Here is a 16,472-nt window from a genome sequence, read left to right on the forward strand (position 1 = left end):
TTAGACATCTGAATGTCTCTGGAGTTACACCCGATGCGATCGCCAACTCTCTTAATTTCCTAGTCTATATTACTACTTATTGAAATAAAAAATATAAGTTTTAATGCTCAAGTTAAAAATTGGTAGTTATTTGATATTTACCCTCATATTCAGGAATAATCTCTTGATAAGTTCCTACTTTAACTAGTTTTCCTTTTTCAAACCAACATATAGTGTCGCAATCTTTAAGAGTAGTGAGACGATGTGCAATGATAATCAGGGTTTTATTCCCTGCTAATGAATTAATTGAATTAGTAATTAATTGCTCCGTTTGATTATCTAATGCGGAAGTTGCTTCATCTAGCACTAAAATTTCTCTTTCATGATAAAGGGCACGGGCTATACCTATTCTCTGTCGCTGCCCTCCTGATAATCTAATACCCCTTTCTCCTACGTTTGTTTTTACTCCTTCTGGTAATTCTTGGATTAACTCGTCTAATTGAGACAGTTTGATAACCCTATCAATTTTTTCTGAATCAATCAAATCATCTGGCACACCAAAAGCAATATTTTTTTCTATGGTCTTCTCAGTCAAGAAAATTGTTTGAGGAATATAACCTAGTAGATTTTGCCAAGCACGTAGGTTACTATATACAGACTTACCATCAACTTGAATATCTCCACTATCTATCTTCAATAATCCTAAAATAATATCTACTAAAGTGGTTTTACCTGCTCCCGATTTCCCAATAATTCCAATCACCTCTCCTTTTTTGATACTAAAAGAAATATTAGCTAATGCTATTTTATCTCCTCCAGGATAACTGTAGGTTACATCCACTAAATTAATCTTTTGAAAATTGTGATTAAATTGAACTGTTTTTTGACCATTACTATTATCAATGGGTTTATACTCATTTTTGCTATTTATAGCTTCTATTTCCTTTAACTTAAGATAAAATCTGTCTATGGCAAAACTATTATTTTTAATTAATGTTACACTTTGAAGTACTAAAGACACTGTAGGTACTAAACGAATAGAAGCCACCGCAAAGATGCCAAGTATAGAAGTTAAATTTTCCATCTCTGTGGGAAAGAAAAGAGCAGATAGGGTTATGAAGATAATCAAAGCTATAACGATAGCACTTTTTAAAACATTATTAGGAACTTGTTGATAGCTCATAAAAAAAACTTCACTATCAACATATTTATTCATTTGTTCATCTAACTCTTCTTGAAAGTAATTTTCACAGCCAATTATCCGAGTTTCCTTAAATCCACCAATAGAATGATTAAATGTTGCTAAAGTTTTTTGGCGTTCTTTTACTCTAATTTTACCCGCTCTTTTTACTGCACTATTAAATTTTAATATAACTAACGAAACTATTCCAATAGTGACCCCAATAACAATTAACAGCAATAAGCTTGTCTTGGCTAAAACTATAAACAAACTCAAAGAAAGTATTAAACTGGAAATTATTTTTAACACGCAGACAATGCTAATTTTGATAGCCCCTTCACTTTCTTGAAACAAATTGATTAAAGATGCTGAACTCTCTGACAAGATAAATTCGTAAGGAACATGTATGTAATTATCAAAAAAGTTCTTGATAACAGTTTTGCGAATTTCACCAGCTACTTTAAAAAGAATAACTTGAGAACCCAAAATAACTATTAACTGTATAGTAATTACTAAAATCACTAAAAGACTCAGAATTATTATTTTGGTGTTTAAGCTTTCAATATTGAAATAAGTAAAAAAACTATTTAATAAAGGGATAGTAGCTAAATTATCTGGATGAGTGATAATTGAAGAAAAAGGTCCAATAATTGAAACTCCAATAATATCAGCAAAAGCGCTAATAACAAAAGTTACTAAAAGAAAAGGTAATTTTTTAGTTTCTTCTCCTAGTATATAGGACATTTTTTTCAAGTAGTTAATCATTAGTCTCTAAATAGCTTATAGTTTGGTTTACAATAGCTTAACATAGTGAATAAAAAAAATAAACTGACTCTACTTTATAGGTAACAGGGAATTTTAGAACAGGGAACCTCATATCACTCGCATCAAAACCGACTAATTTACTGATGAGTGAGCTTCAAAAGCACCAGGAGCTGCGGGAGAAAGTGTGACGAATGTAAGCAATTTACCACCCAATGCCATTTCACTGAGAATGAGTTGGTACAATAGTACTAGGGAAGGCTATCTAAAGAAAATAGCAGTGTAAATTTTAAGAGGAGGAGATCTCAAACAAAAAAAGCCAAGATTTGAGAAATTATTGTTTTCCTTGTGAAAAGCAAATATGATATGATTTAGCTTTGGACGATTAAAAACGGAGCAAGGTTGATGCTAACTCTCAAAATCATTGTATATATTACAGTAGGATTTTTCGTAGGTTTATTCATATTCGGTTTCTTATCTAGCGATCCCGCTCGTAACCCAGGAAATCAAGACTTAGACTAACAAAATACTTACGTAAGGGGTAAGTATTAATTTACCCCTTTGATGAAAACTACTCCTTGGCAATGATAATATCAGCACTATTACTGACTCAAGTATTAACAGAATCTCCTAGGGAAATAATAAATAAAGGTGATAAGTATTATTACCAGAGTTATGCTGAAGTTCCTAGAGAAGTAAAAAGAGAAAAAAGATTAATAAAAAGCGATATAGTTAGTCTAAGATTAACATCATCAGAATCTCTTCAGGAAGAAGAACAGCAACAGGAACAAAAAAAAATCTATAATTATCAAAGATTGAGTCTAGCCGAAGAATTACCAGAAACTGACTTAATCAATGTAATTGAAGTAATAGCAGACAATCAAGAATACGACCAACAAGCACAGGTAATTACCGCTAGAGGGAATGTAGAAGTAAGATTTCCTCAAGGGATACTAAAAGCAGATCAGGTCAAGATTAACATAGAAGAACGCCTAGCAGTAGCAAGAGGAAATGTGACCCTAATTAGAGGGGAACAAACATTACGAGGAGAACGTTTTGAGTACAACTTCTTGACAGATAGCGGCACAGTAAAAGATGCTAGTGGAGAGATTTATCAACCCACAATAACCAGAGATTTTCAAGTAAACTTAGCTAATGACGAAGGCGCAGAAACAATACCATCTCAACCCCTAAGCGATCGCTTAACAGAAAATCAACCCCTAAGACGAGTAAGAGGCACAACTGGTTATCAATTTGTCCTAGGTAGTGTTAGAGATTTTAATCTCTTGGGTGGCAATGAAAGTCTATCCTCCACAGCAACAAACGGAAGTATAAGTAGGTTGCGCTTTCAAGCAGAAGAAATTGACTTTGATAGTGATGGTTGGGTAGCAGAAGAAATCAGATTTACTAACGATCCTTTCTCTCCACCAGAGTTGGAAGTTAGGGCAGATAGAGCAACATTTACAGAAGTTACACCAGAATTAGGTATACTAAAGACTCAAAAATCAAGAATAGTATTTGACCAAACAACATCAGTACCACTTTTACGCGATCGCCTAGTAATCGATGAAAGAGAACGTCGTCCTGGTTTAATAGAAATAGGATTTGATGGAGAAGAAAGAGGTGGTTTATTTATCCAGAGAACTTTTGAACTAGTAAATAGAGAAAATATTAGATTTCAAATAATTCCCCAATATCTTCTCCAAAAAGCTATTTTACCGAATAGTTTTACTGTTAACAATAGTACTGACTTAGATAAACAGGGAGGACCTTTTAACCCCGCAGTATTTGGCTTCAAAACTGATTTAGCTGTGCAATTTTCTCTTCGCAATAGGTTAAGTGCTACAACTGATTTACCAAGTTTACAATTATCAGCTATTAGTGACAAACTTAGAGGAAGAATTCAACTAAGAAGAGAAATAGGCAATATTGAGCGTCCTTACATATTAAACATTGAATACAATTATCGTGAGCGTCTCTTTAATGGTTCTTTGGGATTTCAAACAGTACAAAGTAGTTTTGGCGCTGTTTTTGTATCTCCTGCAATTTTCTTAGGAGATACAGGAATTAACTTAACCTACCAAGCCGGATTACAGAATATAGAAGCTAATACTGATAGAGATGATTTAGTTGGCGATGGTTCAGATTTAACTACTCTCTTACGTCTTCAGGGCGCTGTCTCTCTCAACAAAGATTTTTATATTTGGCGAGGTGAAGCCTTACCTCCCACCGCCGAAGCCGGACTACGTTACACTCCTGTGCCCGTAAGTCCTTTTGTAAGATTTAATACCAACATGACTGGAGTAACTAGTGTTTATGGTAATGGTGATACTCAGCCATCTCTACGAGCTAGTGTTGGTTTTCAAGGACAAGTTGGTAATTTTTCTCGTCGTTTCTTTGATTACACAGGTGTTAAGATAGCTTATTCTCAAGGATTAAGAGGAGATGAGTCTCCCTTTTTGTTTGACCGTTTCGTAGATAGACAAACTATTTCATTGGGATTAACACAACAAATATATGGTCCCGTGCGTTTAGGGGTGCAAACTTCTTTTAACCTAGATAGTAACGATGATATCAGCACTGACTATTTCTTAGAATATAGCCGGAGAACTTATAACATTTACTTGCGTTACAATCCTGTTTTACAAATTGGATCTATCAGTTTTCGTATCAATGACTTTAACTGGGAAGGCAACCCCGATCCCTTTGACGATTTTGGTATTCAACCAGTGATTCAGGGTGTAACTCGTTAACCTGACGGGGGAAAGGCTTTCATTATTTTTACTAACCGGAAGTTCGGTTATAAAAAAACCCGGTAGTTTCCGGGTGGTGTTTATGGCGAGTAATTTAAAGTTTTTTTAACTTCAAGAATCAGACCAAGTCTTATCTGATTACTTCACAAGTTAGAGGGCAAGAAGCGTTTACAGAAGTGTGAGAAGGTCTAGCTTGACCATGTAACCACCGCAGCCAACTCACCTGTTGTGGATGTATGCCTCTTAATGTTAGGAAAAAAGCTCCGATAATTACTCCTAAAACATTAAAACCAATTAAACTTCCTGCTACTAATAATACAGCGTTTATTGGTAAAACTGATTGTAAAATTACCACTGAGAGAACTCCAATCGTGGCCATGACTACTACTAGAGGAAATCCTACTACTAACAAACAAACCATTAGAGTAAATGTCCAAACTAAGAAACTTTTAAGTAGCGCTACTGAATTTATTTTATTTATTTGATAATTTTGTGTTAATTCCATATTCTAACTCCGTTGATATTTACTAAAGGATTTTGACCGAAACTAAATGAGGATCGTATAAAACTTAGTATAAATCACTTTTATCTTAAATATTAAAATTTGCAATAAAACTTTACAGTTAATTAGCCAAGTTTATGTTAAAAATATAACAATATATCCAAATTAACTATATTTAATCCCTCATAAGAAGTAAATTCCTGAAGAGAAAGAGAGTAAATGAAACAAGCCTTACTCAAAGATTTTGAGAAGATAAATTGGCTCTCTCGGCATTAGGGGTAAATTGTATTTCTAGTTACACTTTCTCCCCTATTGTCTATTCCCTATAAATGTTACTGTATTTGACATTTTCGGTCAACTCACATCTTTCACCAGTACTTATGTACTAAATTAACCTCAGAAAAAGTTCATTTCTCTTTAGCCTAAGATCTTCCTCGGTCAACCAATTTTTAAGGGCGATCGCATTAATTCTTTAACTCATTACTTCAAAACTCCAAGACTTCAAAACTCCAAGACTTCTTACTTCAAAACTCATTACTTATTACTTCAAAACTCATTATTCATCCACAACCAGTAACATTAGGTAAAGATGCTTTGATGTGAGGTCAAGTTCCCTGTTTTGGAGTTTCCTAAAAACAATAACTTATCTGTTAACAAAACTTAATATTTTTATCATTCAAAATCATTCAAAAAAATAGACAAGGTTACTAGTTTTTCCTCGTCTAAAATCTTTAAGTATTAATAGTAAATGACTATAATGAATTTACTTAACTTCGCTTACTTCTACGGGAGTTTCCACAACAGTAGCATCTACTGTATCTGCGGTAACTGGTTCTGTCTCGGATTTATTTTTTAAATCTTTGCGATTACGGCGATAGTCTAAGGCTAATTTAGACAACTCAGTAGTCAACATAGTTATTACAATACCATCATCAATCCAACCGATAACAGGGAAAACATCAGGAGAGATATCGAAGGGTAAGACTAAATAACCTAAAGTTCCTAAAATAATTAACCAGCGATACTTAGGATGACGTAGCTTTTCACTGTACCAGTTGTAAAAAGATTCTACTATTCTTTTCATGTTTGTTTCTTCCTTTATTTACATTACTATTATGGCAAATAGCAAATTAAAAAGGAAAGTGAGGGAAATACTGCTTTTAGTATAGTTTTCTGTACTGAAAAATTTTTTTGATAATTCCTTGCATTTTTTCAAATCTTGTGTTTTAATTAGTAAATGTGACAAATTAAAAGCTTGGGGGCGTGGCGGAATGGTAGACGCTACGGACTTAAGAAATTGAGCCTTGATGTGAGAAATCCATCAAGTGTAAGCTCTCAAACTCAGGGAAACCTAAATCTGATTGAAGACAGGGCAATCCTGAGCCAAGCTGAAACCAAAAGATAGAGGTTTCAGAAGGTGCAGAGACTCGACGGGAGCTACCCTAACAGTAGAAGCTGAGGGTAAAGGGAGAGTCCAATTCTCAAATGCTGTGTAAATGGCAGTAGCGAAAGCTGCAAGAGGATGAAAATCCGTTGTCCGTAAAAGGACGTGAGGGTTCAAGTCCCTCTGCCCCCATACCAATTAAAAAAAGAACAATGGATGTCTATGTGACTTGACTGAGATTTTTGTCAATAATTTATCTTTTTCCACCTCTCATCCCACAACTTCACCCGCGAGATCTTTCTCATTGGATGGAAATAGAACAATTCAGCAAAATTTGACTTAAAAATCAAGTTGAGCAGACAAAATTAAGGCAGTATCCCTAGTGCCTACACATGCAAAAGTCAAAGGTAATCAGTTTCAGGAAAGCGATCGCTTCTACAAGCAGCAACTACAGAATAGCCTCCCCCTTGCTTCTTCAAATTTAGGACTACGCAGTAAGTTAATTAGTAAAATCTCTAGTTAACTTACATAAAGCAATCCCCTATCTCAGGTACAACCATACGGCGATCGCCAATCCTATCCACATTAATAGTATATATATTGTTTTTTGCAAACGTTGAATAATTGGTTTTATTTGGTAGTCTGATACTACGCGGTCTCGTGCCACTATATCTTCTGGTTTTTTCCAGGTTTGCCCGTCATACCAACCTGATTCCTCGTATGGTATCGTTTCTTTTTTTAATCTATTATCTATATACCACCATCCCGAATATATTTGTAAAACTGCTAGTAGCACAAATATTGCTGCTCCCGTTGCCCCTGTTACCCCAAATAACCAGGGTTTTTTACTTATGGGAAAGCTGGCGGCGGCAATAGGACCACTTACTATCCATCCCATTACCCAAATCCAAGTTAATTTTCTTATATAACTAAATATTCCTTTAGTTGCCCAACTAAAAACCCAAGCTTCTTTTAATTCTTGATATTCATTAATTGGTAATTGTTCTTTGGGTACAGGACAAACTTGCATAGAAGTTTCTTTCATATTTTATTATTCTATGATCTTGTGTTGTTTATTTCCCAGCCTATACTCAGACTGGGAAATGATTATCAATGGTTACTATGATTCTGTGCTTCTAAGCTAAAACGTGGAGCATGGCCCCAAAAAGCTTCTAAGTTGTAATATTCTCTTTCTTGAGGCAAAAATGTATGTACAATCACATCTCCATAATCATGAATTATCCAACTTGCCTCTGCTTTTCCTGAAGTTCGCAATGGCTGCTTGTGAAATTTCTCTTCAATTGTCTTTTCTATCGAGTCACAAATCGCCCGTAATTGCACTGGTGAAAAGCCTGTACTAATCACAAAGTAATCAGCTAGATAGCATAATTCTGATACCTCAAGTATCAAAATATCTTCGGCTTTTCTTGAATCTGCTGCTGAAGCTATTTCCCATGCTAGAGTTTTACTGGAAATTTCTGTTAAAGATTGGATTTGAGATAGAGATTTTGATTGATTGGTCATACCATTTTTATTTTAAGTTAAACGTTTATTTTTACCTGGGAAGGTTATCTTTTCTCAACCTCGAATTTAAAATTCTAGGAATTGATGAATAAAATTCCAATGACTCTCTTAACTAAATTTACTTTTATTTAAAGCCCAGTTACGAGTCATTACGGTTCGATGATGGATAACTTGCCAACTACTTATTAAATATTTTAAGGAATAATCACAGGTTTCTACCACTGCTTTGTAAAGATTTTCTTCACTTGTTTGTCGAATTTTTACTAATTCGGGATCATTACCTCTAGTTGGTTCTATCGTATCTGCTACGAATACGATACAGCTTAAGGGATTCATTTCGGGACTACCTAAAGTATGATTGTAAATCGCTGTTAAGATATCTTTGTCTTGGATACCAAATTCTGACTCAGCGACAATAGCACTTACTTGGGCATGTAATAAATGAGGATGCTGTTTACAGATATTATCTATATTTATTTTATGTTCTTTTGCTATTTTTAGCAATTTTGGCGGAGGAAAAAACTTCGCTAAGTCGTGCATAATTCCCGCCATTGCTGCTTTGTTTTCGTCTATTTGATATATTTTTGCTAATTTTATTGCAGTTTGTTCTACTCCAATGATATGTTGTAGTCTAGCTTCAGATACATTACTTTTTAACCAGGTAATTATTTTTTCACGCATTTTTCTCTGTATTTTCGTAACCGTCTACTTTGGTTGTTGGCTTGCACTTCGTTTAACCCAAGCTGGAAAAAATTCTTAAGCTCGAATTCAGCATCATGAATGGAAGTTGGTATTTTCAAGTTAATCTTTAAAAGACCAAAGTAAAAAGCTCAAAAAACAAACTCCTAAAGCTATCCAAAAACCTTTTCCAATTAAATCAAATAAATTTAGAGGAATCCAGATGATAACTCTGTAAATTAACCAGTTAGTGGTTAAAATTACTAACAAGATTGCGATTACTGCCATAATTTGATAGTGTTTAAATTTTTTAACCTCTATTATTCTCAATTTTATCTGTAAATGTAAAAAGGTTACTGCTGGCAAGCAAAGAAATTAACTGAAGCTAAAGAAAATTTCCCAAGACTAAAATCTGTCCATTCTCAAGTTTTACAGCAAACGCTAAAAACACTTGATAATAGAGGCAAAATGGCGGTGGGGGTTGAGTAACTCAGATCTTCCACCTTTAGCAAAAGCTACTGGTGGTGGTTGAGTTTTGAAGTCTTGAAGTTTTGAAGTAATGAGTTAAAGAATTAATGCGATCGCCCTTAAAAATTGGTTGACCAAAAAGGCGTCTTCAGTATTTTTGTTCTCCTGATGCGATCTTCGGCGAAAGAGAAATGAACTTTTGACCACAATAATTTGGTACATAAGTACTGGTGGAAGATGTGAGGTAATGAGTTTTGAAGTAAGGAGTTTTGAAGTCTTGAAGTAAGAAGTAATCAACCCCAACAGCAAATTTATTACTAACTTTAATTAATTATTATTAACAAATATTACGAGATATGTAAAAAATAATCTTAAGATTAATTAAAGATTTGTTCTCCAAAACTATACCCTATAATTTTAACTAGTAGAGATAATCTAATTCTCAAGTATTAGCATTAAGTATAAATACTAGTAAATATTTACCTAGTAACGATAAATACTTATTATTCAAGTATTAATTTAGTAAAAGAGAAAGATCCCTACCCTCTGCAAATTAAATATTTAGGGAGATTAGTAATGGCAAAATCGAATTTAGTTCAAACACAAAACAGTAGCAATATATCAAGTACAGAAAAGATTCAACATGATAAAATTCAATCTCATGGTGTCTTGTTTGTGCTCCAAGAACCAGATTTAGAAATTCTTCAAGTAAGTAAAAATGCTGCTAGACTATTTGGCAAAGATATTAACAATATATTGGGGAACAACTTAGAAGAATTATTAGATCCCTTTCAAATAGAAGGAATCAAAAGAGGTTTAGCAGAAAATAATCTAGAATATATCAATCCCATGAAAGTTTGGGCGAGAAAAAAAGGTGATGAATACGTAGTTTTTGACGCCATTTTTCAACGTAACTCAGAGGGGTTTCTAATTTTAGAATTAGAACCGGCGGTAACCCAAGAAAACATCCCCTTTTTAGGCTTCTACCACTTAGCGAGGGCCTCAATTAATCAACTGTTAGCCACAGCAAAATTAGAGGCATACTTTCAAGTTATTGTCAGAGAAGTTCAAAGAGTAACGGGATTTGACCGGGTGATGTTGTACCGTTTTGCGGAAGATGGACATGGAGTAGTAGTAGCGGAAGAAAAAATAGAGGAATTAGAACCATATTTAGGACTACATTTTCCAGAAGCAGATATCCCCAAAGCCGCAAGAAAACTGTTTGCTTCTAACTGGATTAGACTCATACCCGATGCGACAGCATCACCAGTAGAAATGGTAGCGGCGCCTAAATTTGCCCAAGAAAATCCCTCCCTTGATTTAACTAATTCCATCCTGAGAAGTGCCTCTCCCTGCCATTTAGAATATTTACATAATATGGGAGTGAAAGCGTCACTAACTATATCTTTAATCAAAGAGGGTAAACTTTGGGGTTTAATTGCCTGTCATCATCGTACCCCTAAATATGTATCCTATGAACTGCGTAAAGCTTGCGAATTTCTAGGACAAGTAATCTTTGCAGAAATTTCCGTCAGGGAAGAAACCGAAGACTATGATTATCGCATGAGGTTAAGTTATATTCAAACAGCCTTAATTGATTATATGTCTAGTGAAGACTTCTTTATTGATGGTTTAGTTAAGCATGAACCAAATCTCTTAGACATAGCAAATGCCCAAGGCGCAGCTATTTTATTCTCAGGAAAATGGACAACCATCGGCAAAGTTCCCCAAGAAGAAGATTTAAACCTGTTAGTTCAATGGCTAAAGAAAAATGTAGAAAGGGAAATCTTTTCTAGCAACTCCCTGGTGAAAATTTATCCTGATGCTGATAAGTATAAAGATGTGGCGAGTGGTTTATTAGCAATCCCCATCTCTAGTAAAAACTATGTATTGTGGTTTAGACCAGAGGTAATTCAAACAGTCAATTGGGGTGGAGATCCTAATAATGCCTTTTCCACTCAAGAAATTGCTGGAAATTTACGACTTTGTCCCCGTAAATCCTTTGAGATGTGGAAAGAAACGGTTAGTTTAACTTCATTACCTTGGCAAGCGATAGAAATTAAAGCAGCTTTAGAATTAAGAAAAGCAATTATTAACATCATTCTACGCCAAGCCGATGAATTAGCTCAATTAGCTCAGGATTTAGAGCGTTCTAACGCGGAATTGAAGAAATTTGCCTACGTGGCCTCCCATGATTTACAAGAACCCCTCAATCAAGTAGCAAATTATGTACAATTGCTAGAAATGCGCTATGAACCAGCTTTAGATGAAGATGCTAAAGAGTTCATTGGTTACGCAGTAGAGGGGGTGAGTTTGATGCAAACCCTGATAGATGATGTCTTAGCTTATTCGAGAGTGGATACTCAGGCAATTGAATTTCAATTAATACAGGTAGAAAATCCTCTAGTTAAAGCCTTAAATAATCTTAAAGCAAAAATTCAGCGTTCTTCGGCTATAATAACTCACGATCCTTTACCAACAATTATGGCTGATAGTACTCAGCTTATGCAATTATTCCAAAACTTGATCGCCAATGCACTCAAGTTTAGAAGCGAAAAAACTCCAAAAATTCATATTGGCGCGGAAAGATTAGAAGATGAATGGCTATTTTCTGTCACAGATAACGGTATAGGTATTGATCCTCAATTTTCTGAAAGAATCTTCGTTATCTTCCAAAGACTACATACTCGTGATGAATATCCAGGCACAGGTATGGGTTTAGCAATTTGTAAAAAAATAGTAGAATGCCATAGAGGTCGAATCTGGGTAGAATCAGAATTAGATAATGGAGCAACATTCTACTTAACGATTCCAGTAGGAGGACGCAATCTTGAGCGTAGAAGAGCAAGGAAAGTCCAAAGTGATATTTTTGGTAGAAGACAATAAAGCCGATATTCGCTTAGTAGAAGAGGCTTTGAAAAATAGTATTGTTCCTCATAGTATTGTTACTGTGAGGAATGGAGTAGATGCTATGGCATATTTACGTCAAGAGGGTGAATATGCCGGGGCACCTCGTCCTGATATTATTCTGTTAGACCTAAATTTACCGAAAAAAGATGGTAGAGAAGTTTTAGCGGAAATAAAAGCAGATCCAAAACTCAAGCGAATTCCTGTAGTGGTTTTAACCACTTCTAAAAATGAAGAGGATATTTTTGATAGTTATGACTTACACGTTAACTGTTATATCACTAAGTCTCGTAACTTGAGTCAATTATTTGAAATAGTCAAAAATATCGAAGAGTTTTGGTTGAAAACTGTGACTCTTCCTTTTGAATAGAAAATGCTGCTGTTAATTTTTAAACAAGAAAAATGGAGACAAACTCAATTCATATCTTGTTGATTGAAGATAACCTAGCAGAAGCAAGACTAATTAGTGAGATTCTTAAAGATGCTAGGGGAAATAGTTTCAATGTCGTTCATGTTCAACGCTTACAACAAGGAATCGCTACTATCACAGATACTAGTTTCGATGTGATTCTATTAGATCTTACTCTACCAGATAGTCAAGGGTTGACTTCTTTGTCTCCTCTTAATGCTATCGCTCCAAGTACACCCATAGTAGTATTAACTAATACAAACGATGAACGTTTAGCGATCGCCGCGGTGCGCCAAGGCGCCCAAGATTATCTAGTGAAGCGACAAGTAAATCTAGATTCATTAGTGCGCTCCCTCTCTTATGCGATTGAAAGAAAACAGAGTGCCGAATCTTTACGCAAATCTCACGAAGATCTCACATTACAATACCAACAACAAATGGAAGAGTTAGTGAAAGCTCAACAAGTAAATCAACTTAGGGCAGAACTAGTTTCCATGATTTCTCATGATATACGCAATCCTCTAACTACTATCTTATTATCTACAGGACTCCTAGAAGAACATGAACAAAAACTAACCACCGAACAAAAACTTAGACAGTATCAAAGGATTCGCTGCGCTATTAATAACTTAACAGATCTCCTTGATGAAATCCTTCTAGTAGGTAAAGCCCAATCAGGGAAGTTAAAGTGCCAACTACAACCTTTAGCCTTAGAATCTTTTTGTCAGCAACTATTAGAAGAACTACAATTAACTAGCAACAATAAACACAAAATTGTCTATAAAACCAAGGGTGAGTTAAATAATGGACAATGGGATGAACAACTGCTTAAACATATATTTTATAATTTACTCTCTAATGCAATTAAATACTCTCCCCTTGGGGGTTTAATTATTTTAGAACTAAACAGGAATGTAAATGATTTAGAGGTGGTTATTAGTGACGAAGGAATCGGTATTTCTCAAGCAGACTTATTGACTCTATTTGAACCTTTTCATCGAGGTGATAATGTAGATGATATAGAAGGTACAGGTCTAGGGTTAGCAATTGTGAAAAACTGTGTAGAGACCTACGGTGGTAAAATTTTAGTAAGTAGTAAATTGGGAAAAGGAACAACTTTTAGGGTAGTATTGCCTTTTCTTGAAAAATGATTAAACAAGGCGAATTAGTCGAATTAGAAATCGAAGACCTCAACCATAAAGGGGAAGGAGTGGGGAAAGTAGAGGGAAAAGTGGTATTTGTCCCAGATACCGTAGTAGGCGATCGCATTTTGGTCCGTATAGTCCGGGATAAAAAAAGCTATTATCTGGGCAAGTTAATCAAAATCTTAATTAATTCCCCAAGGCGTATTCGTCCTCACTGCATAGTAGCTGATAAATGTGGCGGTTGTCAGTGGCAACACATAGACTATGACTACCAAATAGCAGTAAAACGTCAACAAGTAATAGACAATCTCACCAGAATTGGTGGCTTTGTATCTACAGAAGTGGGAGAAACCATCGTTACCGCAGAATCTTTAGGTTATCGTAACAAAGCTACCTATCCCCTAGGTTTATCTCTCCAAAAGCAAGTCCAGGCAGGTTACTATCGCCGTGGTACACATAAACTAGTTAATATCAATCAATGTCCTATACAAGATCCCCGCTTAAATCCTTTGTTAGCTGGGGTTAAACAAGATATTCAACACCGGGGTTGGTCAATAGATGAACAACTTAACGGGAAGGGACAATTACGTCATTTATCTTTACGTATTGGTAAGCGGACAGGAGAAATACTCTTAACTTTGGTTACCACCAGTTGGGATTTACCGGGAATTGAAGACCAAGCTGAGGCTTGGTTAAACTCATATCCTAATTTGGTGGGAGTAGCCATGAATCTTAATCAGAGTCATACTAACGTGATTTTTGGTCCAGAAACCCGCACGATTAGAGGTCAAACCTATCTGAGAGAAATTTTTGGGGGTTATGAATTTCATCTGCTGCCTGATACTTTTTTTCAAGTGAATACGGAGACAGCAGAAGCAGTATTGGAGATAATTAAAACTAGGTTGCCTCTTCAGAGAAATAAATTGTTAATTGATGCCTATTGTGGCATCGGTACCTTTACTATACCATTAGCTAGATTTGTAGGAGAAGCGATAGGTATAGAGCTACAAGAAAGCTCCGTGATTCAAGCCCGACATAATGCGGCAATTAATAGGATTAGTAATATCAGTTTCCATGCTGGGACTGTAGAAGCCTTACTGAGGGAACTTCCGACTCCAGATATCCTCCTACTAGATCCTCCTCGCAAAGGCTGCGATCTCCTGGTTATTGATACTATTCTCGAAACTCTCCCTAAATATTTAATTTATCTTAGTTGTCAACCCGCGACCCTCGCTAGAGACTTAAAGTTACTTTGTGAAAACGATGCTTATCGTCTAGTTTATAGCCAACCTGCTGATTTTTTTCCCCAGACAGCTCATACGGAAGTTATAGCCTTTTTAGAAAATGAGTAAACTTTATGATATAATTAAATTAATTGAATCTGTTAGTTTTTTTAAAGATTCTGTAAAGTTTAAGGTAAATTGAGGAAATCATAAATGGTTAATTTAGTTCTCTTAAAACCAACTTAGTTGCTGCTCAAATTGCTTAATAAATAGATAAAAAATAGCGCCAAAGAATAACACAAAAACGTAAAACTTTGGTTAAAAGGAGGTTGATTAATTAAATCTAACCCCAGCATATTTATCTCAGCTTAACTCTAAAAAAGAGCGAGAGTAAGCAACCAATCAACTAAAATTTCAACGTCCATACTAGCATAATATATAAGAGGTAAAACTCGTGATTGCTATTTCACTACCTCTCAACAGGAGTAAATGGAGCACAATGAGCTTCGCTTCAACCCTCTACTTATGTCCTATTTTAGACTTATTACTAGCTAAAATACCATCAGAATTACAGGGAGAAATAAGATTAGGGTTACAAGAAGCTTTAGTAAATGCAGCTAAGCATGGGAACAAATTAGATCCTAGTAAAAGTATTATCGTCAGGTTTTCCCATACCAAAGAAAGCTACTCATGGGTAATAACTGACCAAGGCACAGGTTTTAAAAGTGAGTGTGACTGTCATAATCAAGACACAGAGAAAATGCTACCCCCAGAAGAATCAGAAAATGGTAGAGGCTTATGTTTGTTACATCAAATCTTTGATAAAGTCCATTGGAATCGTCAAGGGACTGAAATCAGACTATCTAAAGAACTAAATAAAACAGAAACATCTAAACCAAGGGAGTTAGCTATCCGTTAAATTTAGCTATACTCCTTTTTTAGCGATCTCCCACTTTAAAGATGGGAGATTAAACATTTTACGTGGGAATTAGTTCTCCAGGACGTAATTTAGCCCATTTACCCGTTTCCTCTTGAAAACTGAGGCAACCAACCACATCCCACTCCATCTCAATATAATCTTGGTGGGGACGAATGTTAACATTAATAGTGGGTTCAGTAGGTTCAAAATCAGGATTCTCAGTTAAATGAGGTTGTTGGTGTTGTGTCTCCACAGCATGATAAGTATTGCAGCGATCAACAAAGTGACAGTTAATACAGATACACATAGTTTAAAAGCCTTTGAATTCAAAACTACTTTCTAGTTTAACTTGTTTTGATTTTGCTCCTAGGTTATTAGTTTTTTGAAAAGAAAAGCGATTATTCAGCAAGTAGGCTTGTAGGTCAAATTTTGCTGGGCTAAATACAGTTGAAAATATTTACTCATTACTGCTAAAACTTGCTCATTTGATTAGCTAAATAGTCATAATGGGTAATTTTTAGTTGGTTGACAATTAGGGCTAAATACAGTTGAAAAATATTTACCTATTTCTTCTTATACTTATCTATTTTGTCAGCTAAATAGCAATAATAAGTAAGTTTTATCCCTTTGACAACTAGA

At 35.2% G+C, this 16,472-nt stretch carries 15 protein-coding genes and 1 pseudogene; 9 read left to right on the forward strand and 7 right to left on the reverse strand.

Annotated elements, in window-relative coordinates; translation table 11 throughout:
- Nucleotides 1–112: 112 nt before the first annotated feature.
- Nucleotides 113–1,903: an ABC transporter ATP-binding protein gene (locus MW688_RS01305; protein ID WP_486734101.1), complete on the reverse strand. Its 1,791-nt coding sequence runs from the start codon at nt 1,901–1,903 to the stop codon at nt 113–115.
- A 423-nt stretch (nt 1,904–2,326) separates the two neighbouring features.
- Here MW688_RS01305 and MW688_RS01310 point away from each other — a divergent pair, with 423 nt between their 5' ends.
- Together MW688_RS01310 and MW688_RS01315 are read left to right on the forward strand one after the other, a co-directional pair.
- A complete protein-coding gene (locus MW688_RS01310) occupies nt 2,327–2,443 on the forward strand; it encodes a photosystem II reaction center protein I (RefSeq protein ID WP_486734102.1) in 117 nt (38 codons plus the stop codon).
- 62 nt (nt 2,444–2,505) lie between these two features.
- Nucleotides 2,506–4,674: a DUF3769 domain-containing protein gene (locus MW688_RS01315; protein ID WP_486734103.1), complete on the forward strand. Its 2,169-nt coding sequence runs from the start codon at nt 2,506–2,508 to the stop codon at nt 4,672–4,674.
- A gap of 130 nt (nt 4,675–4,804) precedes the next feature.
- On the opposite strand, the gene MW688_RS01320 is transcribed toward MW688_RS01315, so the two are convergent.
- Entirely contained in the window at nt 4,805–5,179 is a 375-nt protein-coding gene (locus MW688_RS01320) for a hypothetical protein (protein WP_486734104.1), read from the reverse strand.
- A gap of 760 nt (nt 5,180–5,939) precedes the next feature.
- Nucleotides 5,940–6,260: a YkvA family protein gene (locus MW688_RS01325; RefSeq protein WP_486734105.1), complete on the reverse strand. Its 321-nt coding sequence runs from the start codon at nt 6,258–6,260 to the stop codon at nt 5,940–5,942.
- A gap of 682 nt (nt 6,261–6,942) precedes the next feature.
- Here MW688_RS01325 and MW688_RS01330 point away from each other — a divergent pair.
- Nucleotides 6,943–7,083, forward strand: a complete 141-nt coding sequence (locus tag MW688_RS01330; RefSeq protein WP_486734106.1) for a hypothetical protein — start codon at nt 6,943–6,945, stop codon at nt 7,081–7,083.
- Between the two features lie 18 nt (nt 7,084–7,101).
- On the opposite strand, the gene MW688_RS01335 is transcribed toward MW688_RS01330, so the two are convergent.
- The 3 genes from MW688_RS01335 to yqeK form a co-directional block, all read right to left on the reverse strand.
- On the reverse strand, nt 7,102–7,605 hold the full coding sequence (locus MW688_RS01335) for a CGLD27 family protein (protein ID WP_486734107.1): 504 nt from the start codon (nt 7,603–7,605) through the stop codon (nt 7,102–7,104).
- A gap of 65 nt (nt 7,606–7,670) precedes the next feature.
- Nucleotides 7,671–8,084, reverse strand: a complete 414-nt coding sequence (gene rsfS / locus MW688_RS01340; RefSeq protein ID WP_486734108.1) for a ribosome silencing factor — start codon at nt 8,082–8,084, stop codon at nt 7,671–7,673.
- 108 nt (nt 8,085–8,192) lie between these two features.
- Nucleotides 8,193–8,765: a bis(5'-nucleosyl)-tetraphosphatase (symmetrical) YqeK gene (yqeK, locus tag MW688_RS01345; protein WP_486734109.1), complete on the reverse strand. Its 573-nt coding sequence runs from the start codon at nt 8,763–8,765 to the stop codon at nt 8,193–8,195.
- Nucleotides 8,766–9,116: 351 nt separating this feature from the next.
- On the opposite strand from yqeK, the pseudogene MW688_RS01350 reads away from it, so the two are divergent.
- The 6 genes and pseudogenes from MW688_RS01350 to MW688_RS01375 form a co-directional block, all read left to right on the forward strand.
- Nucleotides 9,117–9,218: pseudogene (locus MW688_RS01350) on the forward strand (RNA-guided endonuclease InsQ/TnpB family protein); the annotation flags it as partial.
- Between the two features lie 588 nt (nt 9,219–9,806).
- Nucleotides 9,807–12,116 (forward strand): ATP-binding protein, encoded by a 2,310-nt coding sequence (locus MW688_RS01355; RefSeq protein ID WP_486734110.1) that lies wholly within the window; start codon nt 9,807–9,809, stop codon nt 12,114–12,116.
- Nucleotides 12,061–12,507, forward strand: a complete 447-nt coding sequence (locus MW688_RS01360) for a response regulator (RefSeq protein ID WP_486734111.1) — start codon at nt 12,061–12,063, stop codon at nt 12,505–12,507. The genes MW688_RS01355 and MW688_RS01360 overlap by 56 nt, the downstream gene beginning before the upstream one ends.
- 32 nt (nt 12,508–12,539) lie before the next feature.
- Nucleotides 12,540–13,697 (forward strand): sensor histidine kinase, encoded by a 1,158-nt coding sequence (locus MW688_RS01365; RefSeq protein ID WP_486734112.1) that lies wholly within the window; start codon nt 12,540–12,542, stop codon nt 13,695–13,697.
- Nucleotides 13,697–15,043 carry a 23S rRNA (uracil(1939)-C(5))-methyltransferase RlmD gene (gene rlmD, locus MW688_RS01370; protein ID WP_486734115.1) on the forward strand — a complete coding sequence of 449 codons (1,347 nt, stop codon included), beginning with the start codon at nt 13,697–13,699 and terminating at the stop codon, nt 15,041–15,043. The genes MW688_RS01365 and rlmD overlap by 1 nt, the downstream gene beginning before the upstream one ends.
- 325 nt (nt 15,044–15,368) lie before the next feature.
- A complete protein-coding gene (locus MW688_RS01375; protein ID WP_486734113.1) occupies nt 15,369–15,833 on the forward strand; it encodes an ATP-binding protein in 465 nt (154 codons plus the stop codon).
- Nucleotides 15,834–15,891: 58 nt separating this feature from the next.
- Here MW688_RS01375 and MW688_RS01380 read toward each other — a convergent pair whose 3' ends face one another.
- Nucleotides 15,892–16,140 (reverse strand): Ycf34 family protein, encoded by a 249-nt coding sequence (locus MW688_RS01380; RefSeq protein ID WP_486734114.1) that lies wholly within the window; start codon nt 16,138–16,140, stop codon nt 15,892–15,894.
- Between the last annotated feature and the right edge of the window lie 332 nt (nt 16,141–16,472).

It is taken from the genome of Johannesbaptistia floridana, from assembly GCF_057440575.1.

What these genes read in the sequence shown, in the direction of transcription:
- MW688_RS01310 (WP_486734102.1), top strand. Translation starts at nt 2,327, where the DNA reads ATGCTAACTCTCAAAATCATTGTATATATTACAGTAGGATTTTTCGTA.
- MW688_RS01315 (WP_486734103.1), top strand. Translation starts at nt 2,506, where the DNA reads ATGATAATATCAGCACTATTACTGACTCAAGTATTAACAGAATCTCCT.
- MW688_RS01320 (WP_486734104.1), bottom strand. Translation starts at nt 5,179, where the DNA reads ATGGAATTAACACAAAATTATCAAATAAATAAAATAAATTCAGTAGCG.
- rsfS (WP_486734108.1), bottom strand. Translation starts at nt 8,084, where the DNA reads ATGACCAATCAATCAAAATCTCTATCTCAAATCCAATCTTTAACAGAA.
- yqeK (WP_486734109.1), bottom strand. Translation starts at nt 8,765, where the DNA reads ATGCGTGAAAAAATAATTACCTGGTTAAAAAGTAATGTATCTGAAGCT.
- MW688_RS01305 (WP_486734101.1), bottom strand. Translation starts at nt 1,903, where the DNA reads ATGTCCTATATACTAGGAGAAGAAACTAAAAAATTACCTTTTCTTTTA.
- MW688_RS01325 (WP_486734105.1), bottom strand. Translation starts at nt 6,260, where the DNA reads ATGAAAAGAATAGTAGAATCTTTTTACAACTGGTACAGTGAAAAGCTA.
- MW688_RS01335 (WP_486734107.1), bottom strand. Translation starts at nt 7,605, where the DNA reads ATGAAAGAAACTTCTATGCAAGTTTGTCCTGTACCCAAAGAACAATTA.
- MW688_RS01355 (WP_486734110.1), top strand. Translation starts at nt 9,807, where the DNA reads ATGGCAAAATCGAATTTAGTTCAAACACAAAACAGTAGCAATATATCA.
- MW688_RS01380 (WP_486734114.1), bottom strand. Translation starts at nt 16,140, where the DNA reads ATGTGTATCTGTATTAACTGTCACTTTGTTGATCGCTGCAATACTTAT.
- MW688_RS01365 (WP_486734112.1), top strand. Translation starts at nt 12,540, where the DNA reads ATGGAGACAAACTCAATTCATATCTTGTTGATTGAAGATAACCTAGCA.